The 15,943-nt window shown below is 71.6% G+C and carries 14 protein-coding genes; 7 read left to right on the forward strand and 7 right to left on the reverse strand.

What is annotated here, in order from left to right:
* Positions 1–247: 247 nt before the first annotated feature.
* The 7 genes from HLK59_RS02950 to HLK59_RS02980 form a co-directional block, all read right to left on the reverse strand.
* Positions 248–736, reverse strand: a complete 489-nt coding sequence (locus tag HLK59_RS02950; RefSeq protein ID WP_171139588.1) for a carboxymuconolactone decarboxylase family protein — start codon at positions 734–736, stop codon at positions 248–250.
* Between the two features lie 2 nt (positions 737–738).
* The gene (locus HLK59_RS02955; RefSeq protein WP_171139589.1) at positions 739–1,815 is read right to left on the reverse strand and encodes a dihydrodipicolinate reductase; all 1,077 of its coding nucleotides are present in this window, start codon (positions 1,813–1,815) and stop codon (positions 739–741) included.
* Positions 1,816–1,888: 73 nt separating this feature from the next.
* Positions 1,889–3,046, reverse strand: a complete 1,158-nt coding sequence (locus HLK59_RS02960; RefSeq protein ID WP_240982159.1) for an ABC transporter substrate-binding protein — start codon at positions 3,044–3,046, stop codon at positions 1,889–1,891.
* A 76-nt stretch (positions 3,047–3,122) separates the two neighbouring features.
* Entirely contained in the window at positions 3,123–5,657 is a 2,535-nt protein-coding gene (locus HLK59_RS02965) for an ATP-binding cassette domain-containing protein (protein ID WP_171139591.1), read from the reverse strand.
* 12 nt (positions 5,658–5,669) lie between these two features.
* The gene (locus tag HLK59_RS02970; RefSeq protein WP_171139592.1) at positions 5,670–6,539 is read right to left on the reverse strand and encodes a branched-chain amino acid ABC transporter permease; all 870 of its coding nucleotides are present in this window, start codon (positions 6,537–6,539) and stop codon (positions 5,670–5,672) included.
* Positions 6,540–6,704: 165 nt separating this feature from the next.
* Positions 6,705–8,063, reverse strand: a complete 1,359-nt coding sequence (locus HLK59_RS02975; RefSeq protein ID WP_171139593.1) for an FAD-binding protein — start codon at positions 8,061–8,063, stop codon at positions 6,705–6,707.
* A gap of 112 nt (positions 8,064–8,175) precedes the next feature.
* Positions 8,176–9,246 carry an alcohol dehydrogenase catalytic domain-containing protein gene (locus HLK59_RS02980; RefSeq protein WP_171139594.1) on the reverse strand — a complete coding sequence of 357 codons (1,071 nt, stop codon included), beginning with the start codon at positions 9,244–9,246 and terminating at the stop codon, positions 8,176–8,178.
* 62 nt (positions 9,247–9,308) lie between these two features.
* Here HLK59_RS02980 and HLK59_RS02985 point away from each other — a divergent pair, with 62 nt between their 5' ends.
* The 7 genes from HLK59_RS02985 to HLK59_RS03015 all read left to right on the forward strand — a co-directional run bounded on the left by HLK59_RS02985 (position 9,309) and on the right by HLK59_RS03015 (position 15,932).
* Positions 9,309–10,103 carry an SDR family NAD(P)-dependent oxidoreductase gene (locus tag HLK59_RS02985; protein WP_171139595.1) on the forward strand — a complete coding sequence of 265 codons (795 nt, stop codon included), beginning with the start codon at positions 9,309–9,311 and terminating at the stop codon, positions 10,101–10,103.
* A gap of 118 nt (positions 10,104–10,221) precedes the next feature.
* Positions 10,222–11,355, forward strand: coding sequence for an acyl-CoA dehydrogenase family protein (locus HLK59_RS02990; protein ID WP_171139596.1), 1,134 nt, complete (start codon positions 10,222–10,224; stop codon positions 11,353–11,355).
* Between the two features lie 103 nt (positions 11,356–11,458).
* On the forward strand, positions 11,459–12,247 hold the full coding sequence (locus HLK59_RS02995; protein ID WP_171139597.1) for an enoyl-CoA hydratase/isomerase family protein: 789 nt from the start codon (positions 11,459–11,461) through the stop codon (positions 12,245–12,247).
* Entirely contained in the window at positions 12,232–12,597 is a 366-nt protein-coding gene (locus HLK59_RS03000) for an OB-fold domain-containing protein (protein WP_171139598.1), read from the forward strand. Before HLK59_RS02995 ends, HLK59_RS03000 begins: the two co-directional genes overlap by 16 nt.
* Positions 12,594–13,742 carry a thiolase family protein gene (locus HLK59_RS03005; protein WP_171139599.1) on the forward strand — a complete coding sequence of 383 codons (1,149 nt, stop codon included), beginning with the start codon at positions 12,594–12,596 and terminating at the stop codon, positions 13,740–13,742. Before HLK59_RS03000 ends, HLK59_RS03005 begins: the two co-directional genes overlap by 4 nt.
* 10 nt (positions 13,743–13,752) lie before the next feature.
* Positions 13,753–14,964 (forward strand): acyl-CoA dehydrogenase family protein, encoded by a 1,212-nt coding sequence (locus tag HLK59_RS03010; protein ID WP_171139600.1) that lies wholly within the window; start codon positions 13,753–13,755, stop codon positions 14,962–14,964.
* Positions 14,961–15,932, forward strand: coding sequence for a phosphotransferase family protein (locus tag HLK59_RS03015; protein WP_171139601.1), 972 nt, complete (start codon positions 14,961–14,963; stop codon positions 15,930–15,932). Before HLK59_RS03010 ends, HLK59_RS03015 begins: the two co-directional genes overlap by 4 nt.
* Positions 15,933–15,943 lie beyond the last annotated feature (11 nt).

The following is a 15,943-nucleotide window of genomic DNA, read 5'->3' on the forward strand; positions in this document are numbered from 1 at the left end:
CCGGGTGATCAGCCGCGCACCGGTGCACGCACCCCGAGGTGCCGCGCCGGTTGCGTACATGAAGGCCTCCACCCGAAAGAAAACCGTGAGCTCAACGTACGTCGGCCGCCCCCGCGAGTGTCAAGGGCCGTTGACGCAGCCCTGTCATGCCCCGGCGCAGGCCAGGCCCGCGGTCCGCGCTCCGGCCGAGATCTCCGGTCCGGAAGATTCATGCACCTGCAATGATCGGACCCTCACCGACAAGACGTCAGGGACGATGTGCCGACGGCAGGATGCACGCGGTATCGAGCCCCAGCACGTGGTTGAGACGGCCGAAGGCCAGCCATGAGCCGATGCACATGCTCAGCTCCACGATCTGCGCCTGGCTGTAGTGCGCCTTGATCCGGGCCCAGAACTCGTCGTCCAGGCCGTGATGGTCGAGGGCGTAGCGCTCGGCGTACTCGGCGGCGAGCCGGGTCCGTTCGTCGAAGGCGTCCGTGGTGCGCCACTGCGTGACCGCGTCGAGGAAGCCCTCCTCGACCTTCTCCCCGTCGCGTTCGGTGCGCCAGTCCAGGCAGAACAGGCAACCGTTGATCTGGGCGACACGCAGGCGGGCGGCCTCGAACTCGCGCAGTCCCAGGGTCGTGTACTCGTAGACGGCCAGGGAGAAGGCGCTGGCCGCCGGGCCGATCCCGGGCACCAGGTCGCCCCAGACGTACAGGATGGGGTCGACGCCCTGGGGGATGTCGATCTGCATGATCACTTCTTTCCCAGTCTGCCCACCGCGGGGCGCAGCGGGACGTCGAGCGCGTCGTAGAGGCCGGGTCCGGCCTCGACGAGCCAGTCGATGGCGTTCACCAGACGGCCGGCGGCCGTCGCGTTGCCGCCCGCGGCTCTGTTGTCCCCCTCGTCCGTGGCTTCGACCGTGACCTCGATGCGGGGACGGCCTTCGATGATCACGCGGTGCGCGCCCGCCCCGCCGTCGGGTGGTGCCGGCCAGTCCGGGGCACAGGTGGCGTGGATGCGGGTGACGTGCTCGATGACTATGAGGGGCTCGCCCGCCACCATGCCCTGTACCTCGAGACGTACCGCTCCCTGGGTGCCGGCCGCGAACTCGCCCATCGTGTCGGTGACGACGGACGTGTCGAGGGGACGGCGTTCCAAGGTCTCCTCGATGCCGTCCAGTTCGGCACCCAGCGCGCGGGCCATCATGCGCAGCTGTCCGCCCCAGATCATCGTCGGAACACCCTCGGCGAGCATCAGCGGCTGGTGGTCCAGGGGATGCCCCATACCGATCAGGTCGCGGACGGCTTCCTCCTGGTCGTAGGTCGAATAGTCGAAGATCTCCTGGCAGCGGACGGCGTCGATGTCGGAACCCAGCCCACTGACCAGCAGCGGGAGCACGTCGTTGGCCCAGCCGGGGTCCACCCCCGACACGAACAGCGAACCGCCACCGGCCTCGACGGACTCCAGCAGTACGTCGCGGATCTCGGCCGGCGCGTGCGTGCAGTCGTACATGCCGTACAGGGACGGTGTGACCACCACCGCGCCGGCCCGCAGCGCACGGCCGATGTCCTCGATCGCACCGTCCGGGCGGACGTCCCCGGAGGCCGCGTACACGACGGCGCGAGGGGCTCGGGACAGTGCCGCGCCCACATCGTCCGTCGCCGCCACTCCGAGGCGCCGACCGAGTCCGCCGAGCTCGCCCGCGTCCTTGCCGACCTTGGCGGGGTTGGACACCAGCACGGCCACAAGGCTGAGCATCGGATGCGCCGCGACAGCCCGAATGGCGGCGCGCCCGACATTGCCTGTGCCCCAGACCACCGTGGGAATCATGGGCGGAGGGTAACGACGCACCCCGGAAGTTCCCATAGCCGTGCGCGAGGATTCGGATGTCGGGTCCGGGCGCTCAGTCGCGGGCCGGCGGGGTGTAGAAGTCGCCGACGGATGTCCAGACGCCGTTCTTGACGACGACCTGCTGCACGCTGCGGGTGCCGAGGTGCTGGTCGGCGCTGAACTTCATCACCGGCGACACCCCCGGGTCCACCTCGGACGCCTTCTGGTACGCCGCGGTGATGGACTGGGACGTGACGGGCCCCTTGATGGTCTTCGCTATGTCGGCGAACACCTTCGCGTTGCTCCAGCCCCACAGGGCGAGGAAGCCGGCGTCCTGGCCGGGCTCGTACTTGGCCATCGCGGTGCGGAACTCCTTCACCGCGGGGTCCGGGTCCGAGGGCGCCTTCACCAGCTGTACGGCTTTGAGGCCCTCGGCGGCGTCCTTGGCCAGGGAGAGCGTGGACTCGGCGGCCACGGGCGCGTAGGCGTAGGTGGGCAGGGACAGTCCCTGGAGCTTGGCCTCCTTGAGGAACGCGGCGGCCTCGGGGGAGGTGAGGATCAGGACCACCGCCTGCGGTGAGGCCGCCTTCACCTTGCTGATCACGGGTGTGTAGTCGGTGGTCTGGTACTTGACCGGCAGCCGGTCGACCTCGACCGAGGGGTTCACCTTCTTGGCGACGGGCTCCACCTGCTCGGCCACGTTCACGAACGCCGCCGGGTCGCTGTGCACGACGAGGATCTTCCTCGCACCGTCCTGTACCGCCCAGGCGGCGATCGCGGCGGCCTGGTCCTCGTAGAGGGTCTGGGTGCCGAAGAGGCCGGGGCGTGGCGGGTCGTACCAGTTCTCGGTGCCGCCGACCTCGTTGAGGACCGGGACCTTGGACTGGTTGAGGACGAAGGGGAAGGCGGCCTCCGCCTGGGCGGTGCCGTTGGCGTTGACGATGGCCACGACCTTGTCCTGGCCGATGAGTTCGCGGGCGATCTGCACGGTCTGCTGCGGGTCGGCCGCGTTGTCCTTGACCGTCCATTTGATCTTGCGGCCGTTAACGCCGCCTTGGGCGTTGAGCATCTTGAAGTACGCGTCGGCGCCCGCCTTCTCGGCCACGCCGTAGGTGGCGGTGGCGCCGGTGAGGGGCAGCCACGCGCCGATGTGGATCTCGGAAGAGCTACCACCGGCCGCTGTGGAGTCCTCATCTGCGCATGCGTTGGCGGTGAGCGCCACCGCGGCCATGACGGCCATCGTTCCCGCGGCGCGGCGGAATTTTCTGATCGTTCGGAACACGGTCCACCTCGTTCACTACGGGATTTCAGTTCACCTGCGGGGTCCGGGCGGTGGCCGCCGCGGTCGTGGGGGCGGTGTCGAGGCCGCCGCTGAAGTACGCCGCCTCGGCCAGGGCCGCGAACTCCGGGTCGCCCGGGCGCCCTTGGGCGGCGATGACGCCTTCGTGGAGCACGGCCACCTCGTGGCACACGGACATGGCCCGGCTGAGCAGCTGTTCGAACAGGACGACGGTCAGGCCGTCGTGGGCGAGCGTGGCCAGTCGGTCGTAGACCTCGTCGACGAGGGCGGGGGCCAGCCCGAGTGCCGGTTCGTCGACGATCAGGACGTCCGGTGCGGCGATCAGGGCGCGGGCGATGGCGAGCATCTGCTGCTCGCCGCCGGACAGGCCGCCCGCGGAGTCGGACATCCGGTCGCGCAGCCGTGCCGGCAGCCACCGCACGGTCTCCTCCAGCCGTTCGCGCAGCGGGGTGCCGGTGATCCCTGCCGCGTAGGCCGCGACTTCGAGGTTCTCGCGCAGGGATAGGGTCTTGAACAGGGCCCGGCCCTCGGGCGCCAGGCTGGTGCGGACGGTTCCGCCGGTCTCGCGGTCGCCGCGGGTCGGTTCGAGCGAACCGTGCAGGATGCCGGCGAGGGTGCTCTTGCCCGCTCCGTTGGCGCCGGCGATCCCCAGCACGATCCCCTGGCGGACGTCGAGTTCGATGTCGCGCAGGGCGACGACACCGCCGTAGGTGTGGCCGACGCCGTGCAGTCGGAGCATGCTGCGGTCGCCGACGTGCTCGGGCGGCCGGGTCCTGGCGTCGACGCTTCCCAGGTACGACGAGCGCACCTTCGGGTCCTGGAGCACGGTGTCCGGCGTGCCCTCGCCGATGGTGCGGCCGAAGTCGAAGGCGAGCACGCGGTGGGCGACGGAGAAGAGGTCGTCCAGGACGTGGTCGATGACGACGACGGCGGTGCCGTCGGCGTGCAGTCGCCTGATGTGCCGTGCCAGCAAGGCCCGTTCAGCCGCGTCGAGGCCGCCGAACGGCTCGTCCAGGATCAGCAGCTTCGGGTGCTCGGCCATCGCGCGGGCCAGGTCGAGCCGTTTCTGGAGGCCGAACGGCAGCTCGCCGGGGAGCCGGTCGGCCACGTCGGCGAGTCCGACGGAGTGCAGCAGCCGCGCGACCTCGGCCCGGTCCCGGGTGGTGATCCGGCGGCGGGTGCACAGCACGTTCTCCTCGACGGTGAGTTCGGAGAACACCTCGGCGTGTTGGAACGTACGCCCGATGCCCAGCCGTCGCCGCGCGGTCGCCCTGGCCGTGAGCAGGGGCCGGCCGGCGAAGTCCGCGGTGCCGGTCACCCGGCCGTTCCCGGTCAGTCCCGACAGGGCGTTCAACAGGGTGGTCTTTCCTGCCCCGTTGGGCCCGATGACCGCCAGGATCTCGTTCTGCCGCAGGGTCAGTGAGGCATCCTCCAGGGCCCTGATCCCGCCGTACGACACCGACACGTGCTCCAGGTGCAGCAGAACCGGGCCGCCCACCGTCCCGGACGGCGGCCCGGGCGGCGCGAGGTCGGCCATCTGCTCGGCGGGCGACGGGAGTTCGGTACGGCTGCCGCGCGGTGTCCGCCGTGTGAGCATGCGCGCGAGCTTGCTGAGGAAGGGGACGACGCCACCCGGCAGGAAGAGGAGCACACCGATCAGCACGAGGCCCTGCACGACCGGCTGGGGCAGGCCCACGGCGGACGAGAGGGAGGGGTTCCACGTCAGATAGACGCCGCCCGCCACGGCGCCGAGGATCGTGCCGACCCCGCCGAGTACGCATGCCGCGATCAGTGAGATGCCGAAGGTCAGCGAGAACGGGTCCGGGCTGACGAACCGGGTGAGCAGGCCGAGCAGCACACCCGCGAAACAGGTGCACGCCCCGCTCACCGCGAACGACAGCGACGACTGCGCCTCCGGTGCGATCCCGATCGTCCGGGCGGCCAGGGGGTGCGACTTGGCGGCGATCAGCCGCATCCGCAGCCCCGAGGCGGCGGCCGGTACCGCCAGCGCGAGGACGACGGCCGCCGCGCCGACCGCGAGGTACTGGGCCTCGGTGCCACCGCCCAGGAGGGTCCCGAAGCCCAGGGCGCTGCGCAGCTGGACGACCGGTACCCCTTGGTCGCCGCCGGTCACGCTGCTCCAGCGGTTGACCAGTTCCAGGGTCACCGTGGTGAAGGCGAGGGTGAGCAGGGCGATGTAGAGCGCCGAGAACCGGGCGCCCGCGTAGCCCAGGAACGCGCCCAGGGCGGCACCGGCGGCGACGGCGCCGAGGACCACCGCTTCCAGGGGCCAGTCGTGGCCGCTGCCGTACGCGGCGAAGTAGGCGCCGATCGCGAAGAACGCCGGGTGGCCCACCGACCAGATGCCGGACCAGCCGGCGAGCAGGCCGACCGAGAGCACGACGATCGTGTACACGGCCGCGAGCCCCACCGAGTACATCTGGTACGCGGGGATCGCGCCGGCGGCCATGAAGGCCATGAGCACCGCGCCGGCCGCCGGGCCCAGGGCGGCCCTCGCCAGGAGGGAACGGTTGAAGACCATGGATGCGACCCCTCAGACCCGTTGGAAGGTGCGGGTGCCGAACACACCCTGGGGGCGGATCAGCAGGACCAGCACGGTGAACGAGAACACGAACGTGTCCCGGAAGCTGGCGGAGACGTAGTTCGCCGCCATGTTGTCCAGGACGCCGATGGTCAGGCCGCCCAGGACGGCGCCGTACATGCTGGTCAGGCCGCCCAGGAAGATTCCGGCGAAGGCGCGGAACAGGGGTGCGACGAGCGCGGTGGGCACAAGGCCCGACCGCGGTGCGTACAGACAGGCCGCGAGCGCGGCGAGTCCGAGGCCGAGCGCCCAGGAGATCCTGGCCAGGCGCTGCGAACCGAGCCCGACGATGCGGGCGGTGTCCGCCGACTCGGCCGCCGCGCGCATGGCGGAGCCGAGCGTGGTGCGGGCGAAGAGATAGCCGACCAGTGCCATCGCCACGGCGGCGACGGCGATCGTGAGCAGGCTCTGGACCGGTACCGCGGCGCCCGACCAGCGCACCGTCCCGTCGACCAGGCTGGGGAAGGCCTTGGGTTCGTCTCCCCAGACCGATCCGGCGATGCTCTCGGCGATCAGGGACACGCCCATCGTCACGACGAGAGCGGAGAACAACTGCCCCTGCCCCAGCGGCCGGATCACCGTCTCCCGTACCAGCAGGCCCGCCGTCACGGTGATGGCGACGGCGGCGAGGATGCCGAGCACGGTGGCCACCCCGCGGTCGTGGAGCGAGAGCGCCACGTACAGGCCCAGGGTCGCGAGCGAGGCCATCGCGAAGTTCACGACGTCCGTGGCCCGGTAGATGATGACCAGCCCGAGGCCCATGAGACCGTACACGGCTCCGCTGGCCACACCGCTGATCAGGACGAGCAGGAACTGGCTCACCGTTCCTCCCTGGAGGAAGAGCGTGTTCGCGCCATGCGTACGAGCGGCATGATCACCTCACTGACCGCAGTGTCAAAGTGAACTCAATTCAGTACGCTAGGCACTCCGGTGCCGGACGGGCAAGCCTCGTGCACGGGTTTTGTGGCCGAGCGGGCCGACCGGCGTTCAGCGTCCGACGGCCGCGGGTGTCTCGGTGAGCGCGGTCCGCGCCGCCGCCAGACCGAAGACCAGCGCGGGGGCGAGGCCACCCGCGTACGCGCGTCGGTACAGCCCGCCCGCGTCCGCGCCGGCCGCGAGCAGACCGGGTACCGGGGCCCGTCCGTCCGAGCCCGCGGACAGCGCGTGCGCGCCCGCGTCGACGAGCAGGCCACCGAACGTGAACGTGATCGCCGGGGCGGCCTCCACGACGTAGAACGGCGGCTCGTCCAGCGGCCGGTGGTCGAGAAGCCGGCCGGGCGTCGTGGTGCCGTGCGCGGCCGCGGCGGCGTTGAACTCCTCGATACGGTCGCGGATCGCGGCGCCGGGATAGCCCCACTCCTCGGGCATCGACGCGAAGTCCTCCAGAGTGTCCGCCACCGCGCAGCGGGCGCCGGCGCGATGACACAGCTGGAACTTGTCCACGCCGGGGATGCCCGCCACGTACGAGGCGCTGATCCACTCGCGGTGCACCCGCGCGTCGGCGATCAGCAGGCCACGGGCCTGCGGGCGTTCCAGGAGTGCCATGGTCGTCAGATGGTCCCCGACGGTCTCGTCGACGAAGCGCTCGCCCGTCGTGTCGAACAGCAGGGCGTGCTCGCTGTAGTAGAGCGCCAGGTCGACAAAGCGCGCGGGGTCGGCCAGGGGGACACCCGCCGGCATCAGATGCCCGTAGAACCCCGCGTCCTTCTTCCCGAACGCCGCGCCCGCGCCGCGCCCCAGCGAGAGGCCGTCGCCCCGGCTGTGCGGGTTGGCCCGCAGGGCGATGTCCGCGGCCCGCGGGTGGACGTACTCGGCGCGCAGGCCCGGATCCCCCTGGAAACCGCCCGTCGCGAGCAGCGTCCAGGTGGCCTCGATCCGGCGCGTGGATCCGTCGGGCAGGACGCAGTCGGCCCCCTTGACCACGCCGTTCTCCGTCACGAGGGAGCGGGTCCGGGTGTGGGTCAGCACCTCCTGGCCCCGGTCGCGGATCAGCCGCTCGCAGGTGTCGAGGTAGTGGTTCGTGTCGACCTGGTGCCCCCGGCCGAAGCCCAGTACGGGCACCGGCGGACGGCAGTCCACGCCGAGCGACCGTATCCAGGCGACGCCACCGGCGAACCCGTCCACCAGGGCGCTGGCCAGTTCGGGGTCGCCGTCCGGATTGACCCGGCGCAGCTCCGCCACGCTCGGGGCGGTCCAGACGAAACCGGCGAAGCGCGCGGAACCCCCGGTGCGCTCCGCCTTCTCCACCAGGACCACCCTGCCGCCCCCGGCGGCCACCCGGGCGGCGGCCGAGAGACCGGCCATACCGCCGCCTATCACCAGCAGATCCACTGTCTCCGCACCCATAGCGGGTCCCACCGCCTTCGTGTCGTCAAGTGGAACAAGACGCTAATTGAACTCACTTCTGGAGTCGAGAGGGTGGTGTGCGCGGGTTGGGGCGGCACGGGTTCCGGCCGGATCAGTCGGGGATCAGCACCGCCCGCCCCCGGACCTCGCCGGAGCGGAGTCTCGCGATCACCTCGGCCGCCTCGGACAGCGGGAACTCCTCGACACGGGCCTTCAGGGCATCCTTGAGGGCCAGGGCGACGACGGCCTCCAGCTCGGGCAGGGTCCCCCAGAAGGGCAACGAGATCCTCGTCCCGGGAGGGAGTCCGCCCGGCTTGCGGACCGTGAGCTCCCCGCCGCCGCTGCCCACCACGGCCAGTTCCCCACCAGGCCGGAGCACGTCCACCGCAAGCCTCGCAGTGGAAGGGTCGCCGACGAAGTCGAGCACGGCCACCGCCCCGACGCCGCCCGTCCGGCCCCGTAGCACCGCCGCCGTGTCGGGCCGCGCGAGCGTGCCGAAATGCGCGCCGCACTCGTGCGCCAGGGCGAGCGCCTCCTCTCGCACATCCACGGCCAGCACCTGTGCCTCGGTCGTGGCGCGCAGGATCTGGACGGCCAGGTGCCCGAGCCCGCCGAGGCCGAGGACGACCACGCTCGCACCCTCGACCGTCAGAGCGTGACGGACCGTGCTGACGGCGTGGTACGCGGTCAGTCCGGCGTCCGTCAGAGGCGCCGCCCGGGCGGAGGGCAGCTCGCCCACGGGAACCAGCAGGCGTCCGGACGGGACCAGCATCACGTCGGCCATTCCCCCGTCGCGTCCGAGGCCCGCGCCCGTGCCGACGAGGTCCGCGTCGAGGAGGGTGCGCCGGTCGCAGTAGTTCTCCGCCCCGGCCGCACAGCGGGCACAACTCCCGCAGCCCCAGGGGCCGTAGACGACCACGCGCTCACCGATCGCGGGACCGCAGGCGAGCGGGCCGCGCTCCACCACCCGGCCCGCGACCTCGTGCCCGAGGGTGAACGGGATCCGGTAGGGGAGGGTGCCCGGTGGCGCGTCGATGACGTGGAGGTCCGAGCGGCACAGGCCGGCCGCCTCCACCTGGATCAGGACCTCTTCGCCCGTGGGGCGGGGTCGGGCCGTCCCGGTGAGGACCGGCGGGCCGCCCCAGCCGGTCAGTCGGAGTGCTCTCGTCCTGCCTGTTGACATACGGGGCACAGTAACAAAAATGAAGTCAGTTCAGTATCCCGATGGTGGGGCGGTGAGCCTGCATGGGCGACGATCACACGGGGCGCTTCGACGGGCGGATCGCCCTCGTCACCGGCGCGGGATCCGGCATCGGCGCGGCGGTCGCCCGGGGCCTCGCCGCGCAGGGGGCGGAGGTCTTCGCCGCGGACGTCGACGGTCCGGCGGTGGAGGCACTCGCCGAGGAACTGCGGCGAACGCACCCGGTGACGGTCGACGTGGCCGAACCGGCCCAGGTCGACGCCGCTTTCGACGAGGCCGTACGGAGGCACGGGCGACTCGACGTCGTGGTCCACGCGGCCGGCGTCGACGACCCGACGGCCAAGGAGTGGATCGCCGAGGCCCTGGTCGCGGAAGAACCACCGGTCGTGACGGGGCGGCTCGGCGACGCCGCGTGGCGACGGGTCATGCGGGTCAATCTCGACGGCACGTTCCACGTTCTGCGTGCGGCTGTGCGGGTCATGGCGCCTCACCGGTCCGGAGCCGTCGTCACGGTGGGGTCCTCGTCGGCCTTCGATGCCCAGGCGGGCTATCCGCACTACGCGGCCTCGAAGGCCGGGATGCACGCCTTGAGCCAGTCCGTGGCCAAGGAGGCGATCGCGTTCGGGGTTCGTGTGAACACCGTGGCGCCGGGGCCGACGGAGACCGGGATGGCGGCGCGGACGCCCGCGGCGCTTCGGCAGGGGTTCGCTGATCCGCGCGTTCGGCCCTACGCGACGGCGGAGGAGATCGCCGATGTCGCGCTGTTCCTGGCGAGCGACGAGGCGGTGAACCTGGTAGGGGCCGTACTGCTGGCGAACGGGGGGCGGTTCACGGTGTGAGGGTCCGACGGCGCCTGGGCGACAGCGGGTTCGTTGCGGCCGGTCGCGCCCGCGCGGCGGAGCCGCATATCGACACAGCCCCGCGCCCTTGGGCGGGTGCGGTTGAGGGAGGATTTTCATGCACCGGCTTGTTGCGGATCCCGCGCTGCTGGCGGAGACCGAGGAACAGCGCCAACTACGAACCGTGTTGCGGGACTTGCTGACCGAGTCCTGCGGGAGCGAAGAGGTCCGCAGACAGGCCGGGAGTCCTCGCGGATACGACCCGGTGCTCTGGGACCGGCTCGCCCGCGAGATCGGGGTGCACGGTCTCGCCCTGCCCGAGGAGTACGGCGGGGCCGGGTACACCTTCGCCGAACTGGCCGTGGCGCTGGAGGAGACCGGGCGCGTGCTGTGCCCCGCGCCCCTGCTGACCACGGTCGTACTCGCCGGACACGCCCTGCTGAGCAGCGACGACCAGGAGGCCTGCGCGCGCCGGCTGCCGGACATCGCGGCCGGCGCGCGCACGGCGACCGTCGCCGGGTTTCTGCATCCGGCGGACATGACGGCCGAGCACGGCCCGGACGGCTGGGTGCTGCGCGGAGAAGCCGACTTCGTGCCCGACGGAGAGGCATCCGATCTGCTGCTGCTCGTGGCCCGGGCACCGGACGGGGAGCGGGTGTTCGCCTGTGAACCGGACCCGGCGACCTGCGACCGCACCGCTCGCCGGGTCCTCGATCCCACGCGCCGCCAGGCGCTCGTCCGACTGCGAGGGGCGCCGGCCGAGCCGGTCGGTGAGGCCGGACAGGCCCCGGAGATCGTCGACGCCGTCCTCGACGCCGGACGGGTGGCCCTGGCCGCCGAGCATGTCGGAGGCAGCGCGCACGCCCTGGACGCCCTGCTCGCCCACGTGTCCGGGCGGACCCAGTTCGGGCGCGCCATCGGCTCGTTCCAGGCGGTCAAGCATCGGCTGGCCGATCTGCTCGTCGAGATCGAGGGCGCGCGGTCGGCCTCGGTGTATGCGAGCGCCTGTCTTGCCGACGGGGGGCCGGAGCTGCCGGTGGCCGCGAGTGCGGCGGCGGTCGCGTGCACCGGCGCCTACCGCCTCGCCACCACGGAGTACGTCCAGCTCCACGGTGGTATCGGCTTCACCTGGGAGCACCCCGCCCACCTCTGGCTACGCCGCGCACGGGCCGACGAGGCCCTCTTCGGTACCGGCGACGACCATCGCCTCCGCCTGGCCGGCCTGCTCGGCCTCACCGGCCGCGACGGCTGATCACTCGCTGCCCGCGGGAAGCGGTCATCCCTTCCCCTTCCATTGACACGGACATCTGTCCGCCCACAGAATCGAACTCAATTCAGTTCAGTTTGGAGGACTCATGGCAGTCGAAGACGAGATCCAGTTCGAGCGGGACGGAAGCGTGGCGAGGGTCTGGCTGAATCGCCCGCACAAGAAGAACTGTGTGACCGTGCCGATCCTGAACCGGCTGGACGAGATCATCACCGAGGTCGACGCGGACCCCGAACTGCGTGTGCTGGTGCTGCGTGGCCGCGGGAACACCTTCTGCTCCGGGTTCGACCTGGACAGCCTCAAGGCCGACTTCGTCGGCAGGTCCAACGCGATCGACGTGGCCGTGCTGTCGGCGAAGGTCTGCGACCGGCTCTACTCGATGAGGACCCCGTCGATCGCCGTCCTGGAAGGCCATGTCACCGCGGGCGGCTTCGAGTTGATGATCTCCTGCGACTTCGCGATCGCCGCGGACGACGCCCTGATCGGCGACTTCCACATCCGCCGCGCCCTGTTCGGCGGCGCCGGACCGATCTACCGGGTGCCGCGCATGATCGGCGTCCGCAAGACCAAGGAGCTGATGCTCACCGGGAAGCTGCTCACCGGGGTCGAGGCCGCCGAGTTCGGCCTCATCAATTCCTCCGCGCCCGCGGACAAACTCGACGCCACCGTCGAGGAGTTCGCCGACCAGCTCGTCGACAAGAGCCCGTTCACCATGTGGATCACCAAGATGACCATCGACCGGAGCCTCGACGCCGACATCCAGTCACTGATGGTCATGGAGCACCTCGCGGTCGGCGTGATGCTCAACTCCGAGGACGCTGCGGAAGGCGTGGCGGCGTTCCTGGAGAAGCGGGAGCCGCAGTGGAAGGGCCGCTGACCGCCGTGGCGGAGACCGGGGGCCGGCTGCGCGGCTCCCGGTGCGCCGACTGCGCGGTGGCCGCCTACCCCGCCGACACGGTCTGCCCGCGCTGCGGGGGACCGGCCGAGCCGGTCGCGCTCTCCGGCACGGGAACGCTGTGGACCTGGACCGTGCAGCGCTACGCGCCCAAGTCACCGCCCTACGTCCCGCCCGCCGCCGGATTCGCCCCGTTCACCGTCGGATACGTCGAACTGGCCGAAGGCGTACGCGTGTTGGCCGCCCTCGACATCCGGCCCGAGGACGCGGAGATCGGCATGACGGTGACGATCACGGCGGGGAACGGGGTGCCGAGGGGAGCCGTCGTATGACCGCCGGGGACGTCCTCGTCTGCGGCACCGGCATCACCTCCTTCGCCCGCACCGGGGCGAGCGGCCGGCAGCTGGCCGTACAGGCGGTACGAGCCGCGCTCGCCGACGCCGGACTGCCGTGGTCCCGGGTGCGGGCCGCCTACGGGGGCAGCGACGCCGCCGGCAACGCCGACACGCTGGTCGCCGAACTCGGCCTGACCGGAGTGCCGTTCACCAACGTGCGCAACGGCTGCGCGACCGGCGGCAGCGCACTGGTGTCGGCCGTCAACGCGATCCGGTCCGGGGCGGCGGACGTGGCCCTCGCCGTCGGGTTCGACAAGCACCCGCGCGGCGCCTTCGACCCGCGGCCCGCCGACTGGGGGCTCGACGAGGCGTACGGCCGCGACGGGCTGATGGTCACCACACAGTTCTTCGCCATGAAGATCCAGCGGTACATGCACGACCACGGCATCAGCCCCCGCACCCTCGCACTGGTCGCCGAGAAGGCGTACGCCAACGGAGCGCTCACCCCGCACGCCTGGCGCCGCACACCGCTCGACGCGGACGAGATCCTGGCGTCCGGCATGGTCAACGACCCCCTGACCCGGTACATGTTCTGCTCACCCGGACAGGGAGCGGTCGCCCTGATCCTGTGCGACCGCGCGGTGGCCCGCGAGATCGGTGGCACACCGGTCACCCTGCGGGCAGCCGTCGTACGGACCCGCCGCTTCGGCTCCTTCGAGGTGTTCAGCCCCTGGGCGCCCCCGGGGACACCGACGAGCGTGAGCGCGGACGCCGCACGACAGGCCTTCGAGGAAGCCGGGTTGGGACCGGGCGACATCGACGTGTGCCAGTTGCAGGACACCGAGAGCGGCGCCGAGGTGATGCACCTGGCCGAATGCGGGTTCTGCGAACACGGCGAGCAGGAGTCGCTCATCCCCTACGGGGCGACCCGCATCGACGGCTCGCTGCCGGTGAACACCGACGGCGGGTGCATCGCCAACGGCGAGCCCATCGGCGCCTCCGGCCTGCGTCAGGTCCACGAGGTCGTGCGGCAGTTGCGCGGCAGGGCGGGCGAGCGGCAGGTGCCCGACGGCCCGTCGGCCGGCTTCACCCATGTGTACGGGGCGCCGGGCGTCAGCGCCTGCACCGTGCTGACCCGCTGAGAGGAGGACCATGGACGCCACACCCGCCCCGGACGAGTTCCGCGCCGAAGCCCGGCGCTGGCTGAAGAGCGTGGCCACAGCGCTGCCCGCACATCACGAGTGGGGCCACGGCGACGACTCGGTGGCCGTCTTCGAGAACTGGACGCGGAGCGAGGAACGCGCCCACACGGACCGGACACGCGCGTGGGAACGCACCCGCCACGACCACGGCTGGGGCGCTCTCGCCTGGTCGCCGGAGTACGGAGGCCGCGACCTCCCCGCGCACTACGAGCAGCTGTACCGGTCCGAGGAGTCCGCCTTCGACGTGCCCCGGCGCACCGAGATCTTCCCGGTCACCCAGCAACTCGTCGCCCCCGCCGTCCGCATCTGGGGGACCGATGAACAGAAACACCGCTGGCTGCGCCCCATGCTGCGCACCGACGAACTCGCCTGCCAGCTGTTCTCCGAGACGGAAGCGGGCTCCGACCTCGCCGCCGTCCGCACCCGGGCCGTACGGGAAGGCGACGGCTGGATCCTGCGCGGCCACAAGATCTGGACGTCCGGAGCCCGGGTCGCCACCTGGGGCGTCGCCGTCTGCCGCACCGACACCGAGGCCCCCCAGCACGCCGGCATCACGGTCTTCCTGGTCCGGATGGACGCGCCGGGCGTCACCGTACGGCCCATCCGGCAGATGACCGGCGGCAGCAGCTTCAACGAGGTCTACCTGGACGACGTGTTCGTCCCGGACACCGACCGGCTCGGACCCGTCGGCGAGGGCTGGCGGGTCACCCTGACCGTGCTCGCCGCGGAACGCCTCGACTCCGGCGGACTCGGCCTCGACAACGCCGACCGCGCCCTCGACCTCGCCCGGCACCTGCCCAGGCCCCTCACCGGCGGCGAACAGCAGCAGGCGGCCGACCTCTACGTCCGCACCCTCGTCCAGCGGCTCACCGGACTACGAGTGGCATCGGCCCTGGCGGCCGGCCGCGAACCCGGCGCCGAGGCCTCGGTCGGCAAACTCCACGCCACCGCGACGATGCGCGCCACCACCGACCTCGTCCAGCAACTCCTCGGACCGCGCCTGGCCGCCGACACAGGGCGATGGGGCACGTTCGCCTGGACCGAGCACCTCCTCGGCGCGCCCGGCTACCGCATCGCGGGCGGCAGCGACGAGATCCAGCGCAACATCCTCGCCGAGCGCGTACTGGGACTGCCCAAGGAGCCGAAGGGGGCCGGGCGTTGAGCACCACCACCGAGACGGACGAACTCGCACGACGGGTCAGGGGACGACTGGCCGAACGCCACCCCGGCGAGGCGCTGGGCGATCTGCGTACCCTGCCCGGTGGCCACTCCGGCCTCACCTACTCCATCGCGGCAGGACCGGATTCCTACGTCGTGAAAGCCGTACCCCCGGGCCAACGAGCCGTCGGCCGCGACGACGTGCTGCGCCAGGCCCGGATCCTGCGCACACTCGCCGGATCCCCGGTGCCCGTGCCGGCCGTCGTCGCCGTCGACGAAGCCGAACCCGCCTGGTTCGCCATGGAGTTCGTGGACGGCGAGGCGATCGAACCGGTCCTCGACGAGCACGGTCTCGATCCCGCGCTGTGCCGCAGACGCATGCTGGCCCTGGCCGACGTACTGCGGGATCTGCACCGCCAGACAGGCGGGGAGACCACTGAACCCCTGGGTCCGGCAGGGGAGTTGGAGCGATGGAGCCGCACCATGCGCGCGGTGCCGCCCGAACTCCGACCCGGAGCCGAGGACATCCTGGCAGCCCTGGCCGCGCACCTCCCCGACAGCACACCACCCGTCCTCACCCACGGAGACTTCCGCCTCGGCAACGCCCTGTTCCGCGGCGAGCGGCCGGCCGCCGTCGTGGACTGGGAGATCTGGGCCCACGGCGATCCGCGCATCGACCTCGCCTGGTTCCTTCTCTTCGCCGACCACCGCAACTTCCCCCGGCTCGGCCGGGCCGTCCCCGGCCTGCCCACCGAGGAAGAGCTGCTCACCGCCTACCTCGACGGCCGTCCCGAACCCCCCGCCTTCGACTGGTTCCGTGCCCTGGCCCGCACCAAAATGGCCGCGATCATGGGCCACAACCTGCGCCGGCACCGCGAGGGCAAGCACCACGACCCCGACCAGGAGCGGCTGCCGCCGACCATCGCGGCGATGATCCGCACCGCCCGCGACATCCTCGACCGACGGTCCTGAAGGAGCGCGCC

Origin of the sequence: Streptomyces sp. S3(2020) (assembly GCF_013044505.1) — a bacterium.
Taxonomy (GTDB): Bacteria; Actinomycetota; Actinomycetes; order Streptomycetales; family Streptomycetaceae; genus Streptomyces.

Bases quoted from the DNA above. Each gene is read 5' to 3' on its own strand.
- HLK59_RS02950 (WP_171139588.1), bottom strand. From the start codon at position 736: ATGCAGATCGACATCCCCCAGGGCGTCGACCCCATCCTGTACGTCTGG.
- HLK59_RS02955 (WP_171139589.1), bottom strand. From the start codon at position 1,815: ATGATTCCCACGGTGGTCTGGGGCACAGGCAATGTCGGGCGCGCCGCC.
- HLK59_RS02960 (WP_240982159.1), bottom strand. From the start codon at position 3,046: ATGGCCGCGGTGGCGCTCACCGCCAACGCATGCGCAGATGAGGACTCC.
- HLK59_RS02965 (WP_171139591.1), bottom strand. From the start codon at position 5,657: ATGGTCTTCAACCGTTCCCTCCTGGCGAGGGCCGCCCTGGGCCCGGCG.
- HLK59_RS02975 (WP_171139593.1), bottom strand. From the start codon at position 8,063: ATGGGTGCGGAGACAGTGGATCTGCTGGTGATAGGCGGCGGTATGGCC.
- HLK59_RS02980 (WP_171139594.1), bottom strand. From the start codon at position 9,246: ATGTCAACAGGCAGGACGAGAGCACTCCGACTGACCGGCTGGGGCGGC.
- HLK59_RS02985 (WP_171139595.1), top strand. From the start codon at position 9,309: ATGGGCGACGATCACACGGGGCGCTTCGACGGGCGGATCGCCCTCGTC.
- HLK59_RS02990 (WP_171139596.1), top strand. From the start codon at position 10,222: ATGCACCGGCTTGTTGCGGATCCCGCGCTGCTGGCGGAGACCGAGGAA.
- HLK59_RS02995 (WP_171139597.1), top strand. From the start codon at position 11,459: ATGGCAGTCGAAGACGAGATCCAGTTCGAGCGGGACGGAAGCGTGGCG.
- HLK59_RS03005 (WP_171139599.1), top strand. From the start codon at position 12,594: ATGACCGCCGGGGACGTCCTCGTCTGCGGCACCGGCATCACCTCCTTC.
- HLK59_RS03010 (WP_171139600.1), top strand. From the start codon at position 13,753: ATGGACGCCACACCCGCCCCGGACGAGTTCCGCGCCGAAGCCCGGCGC.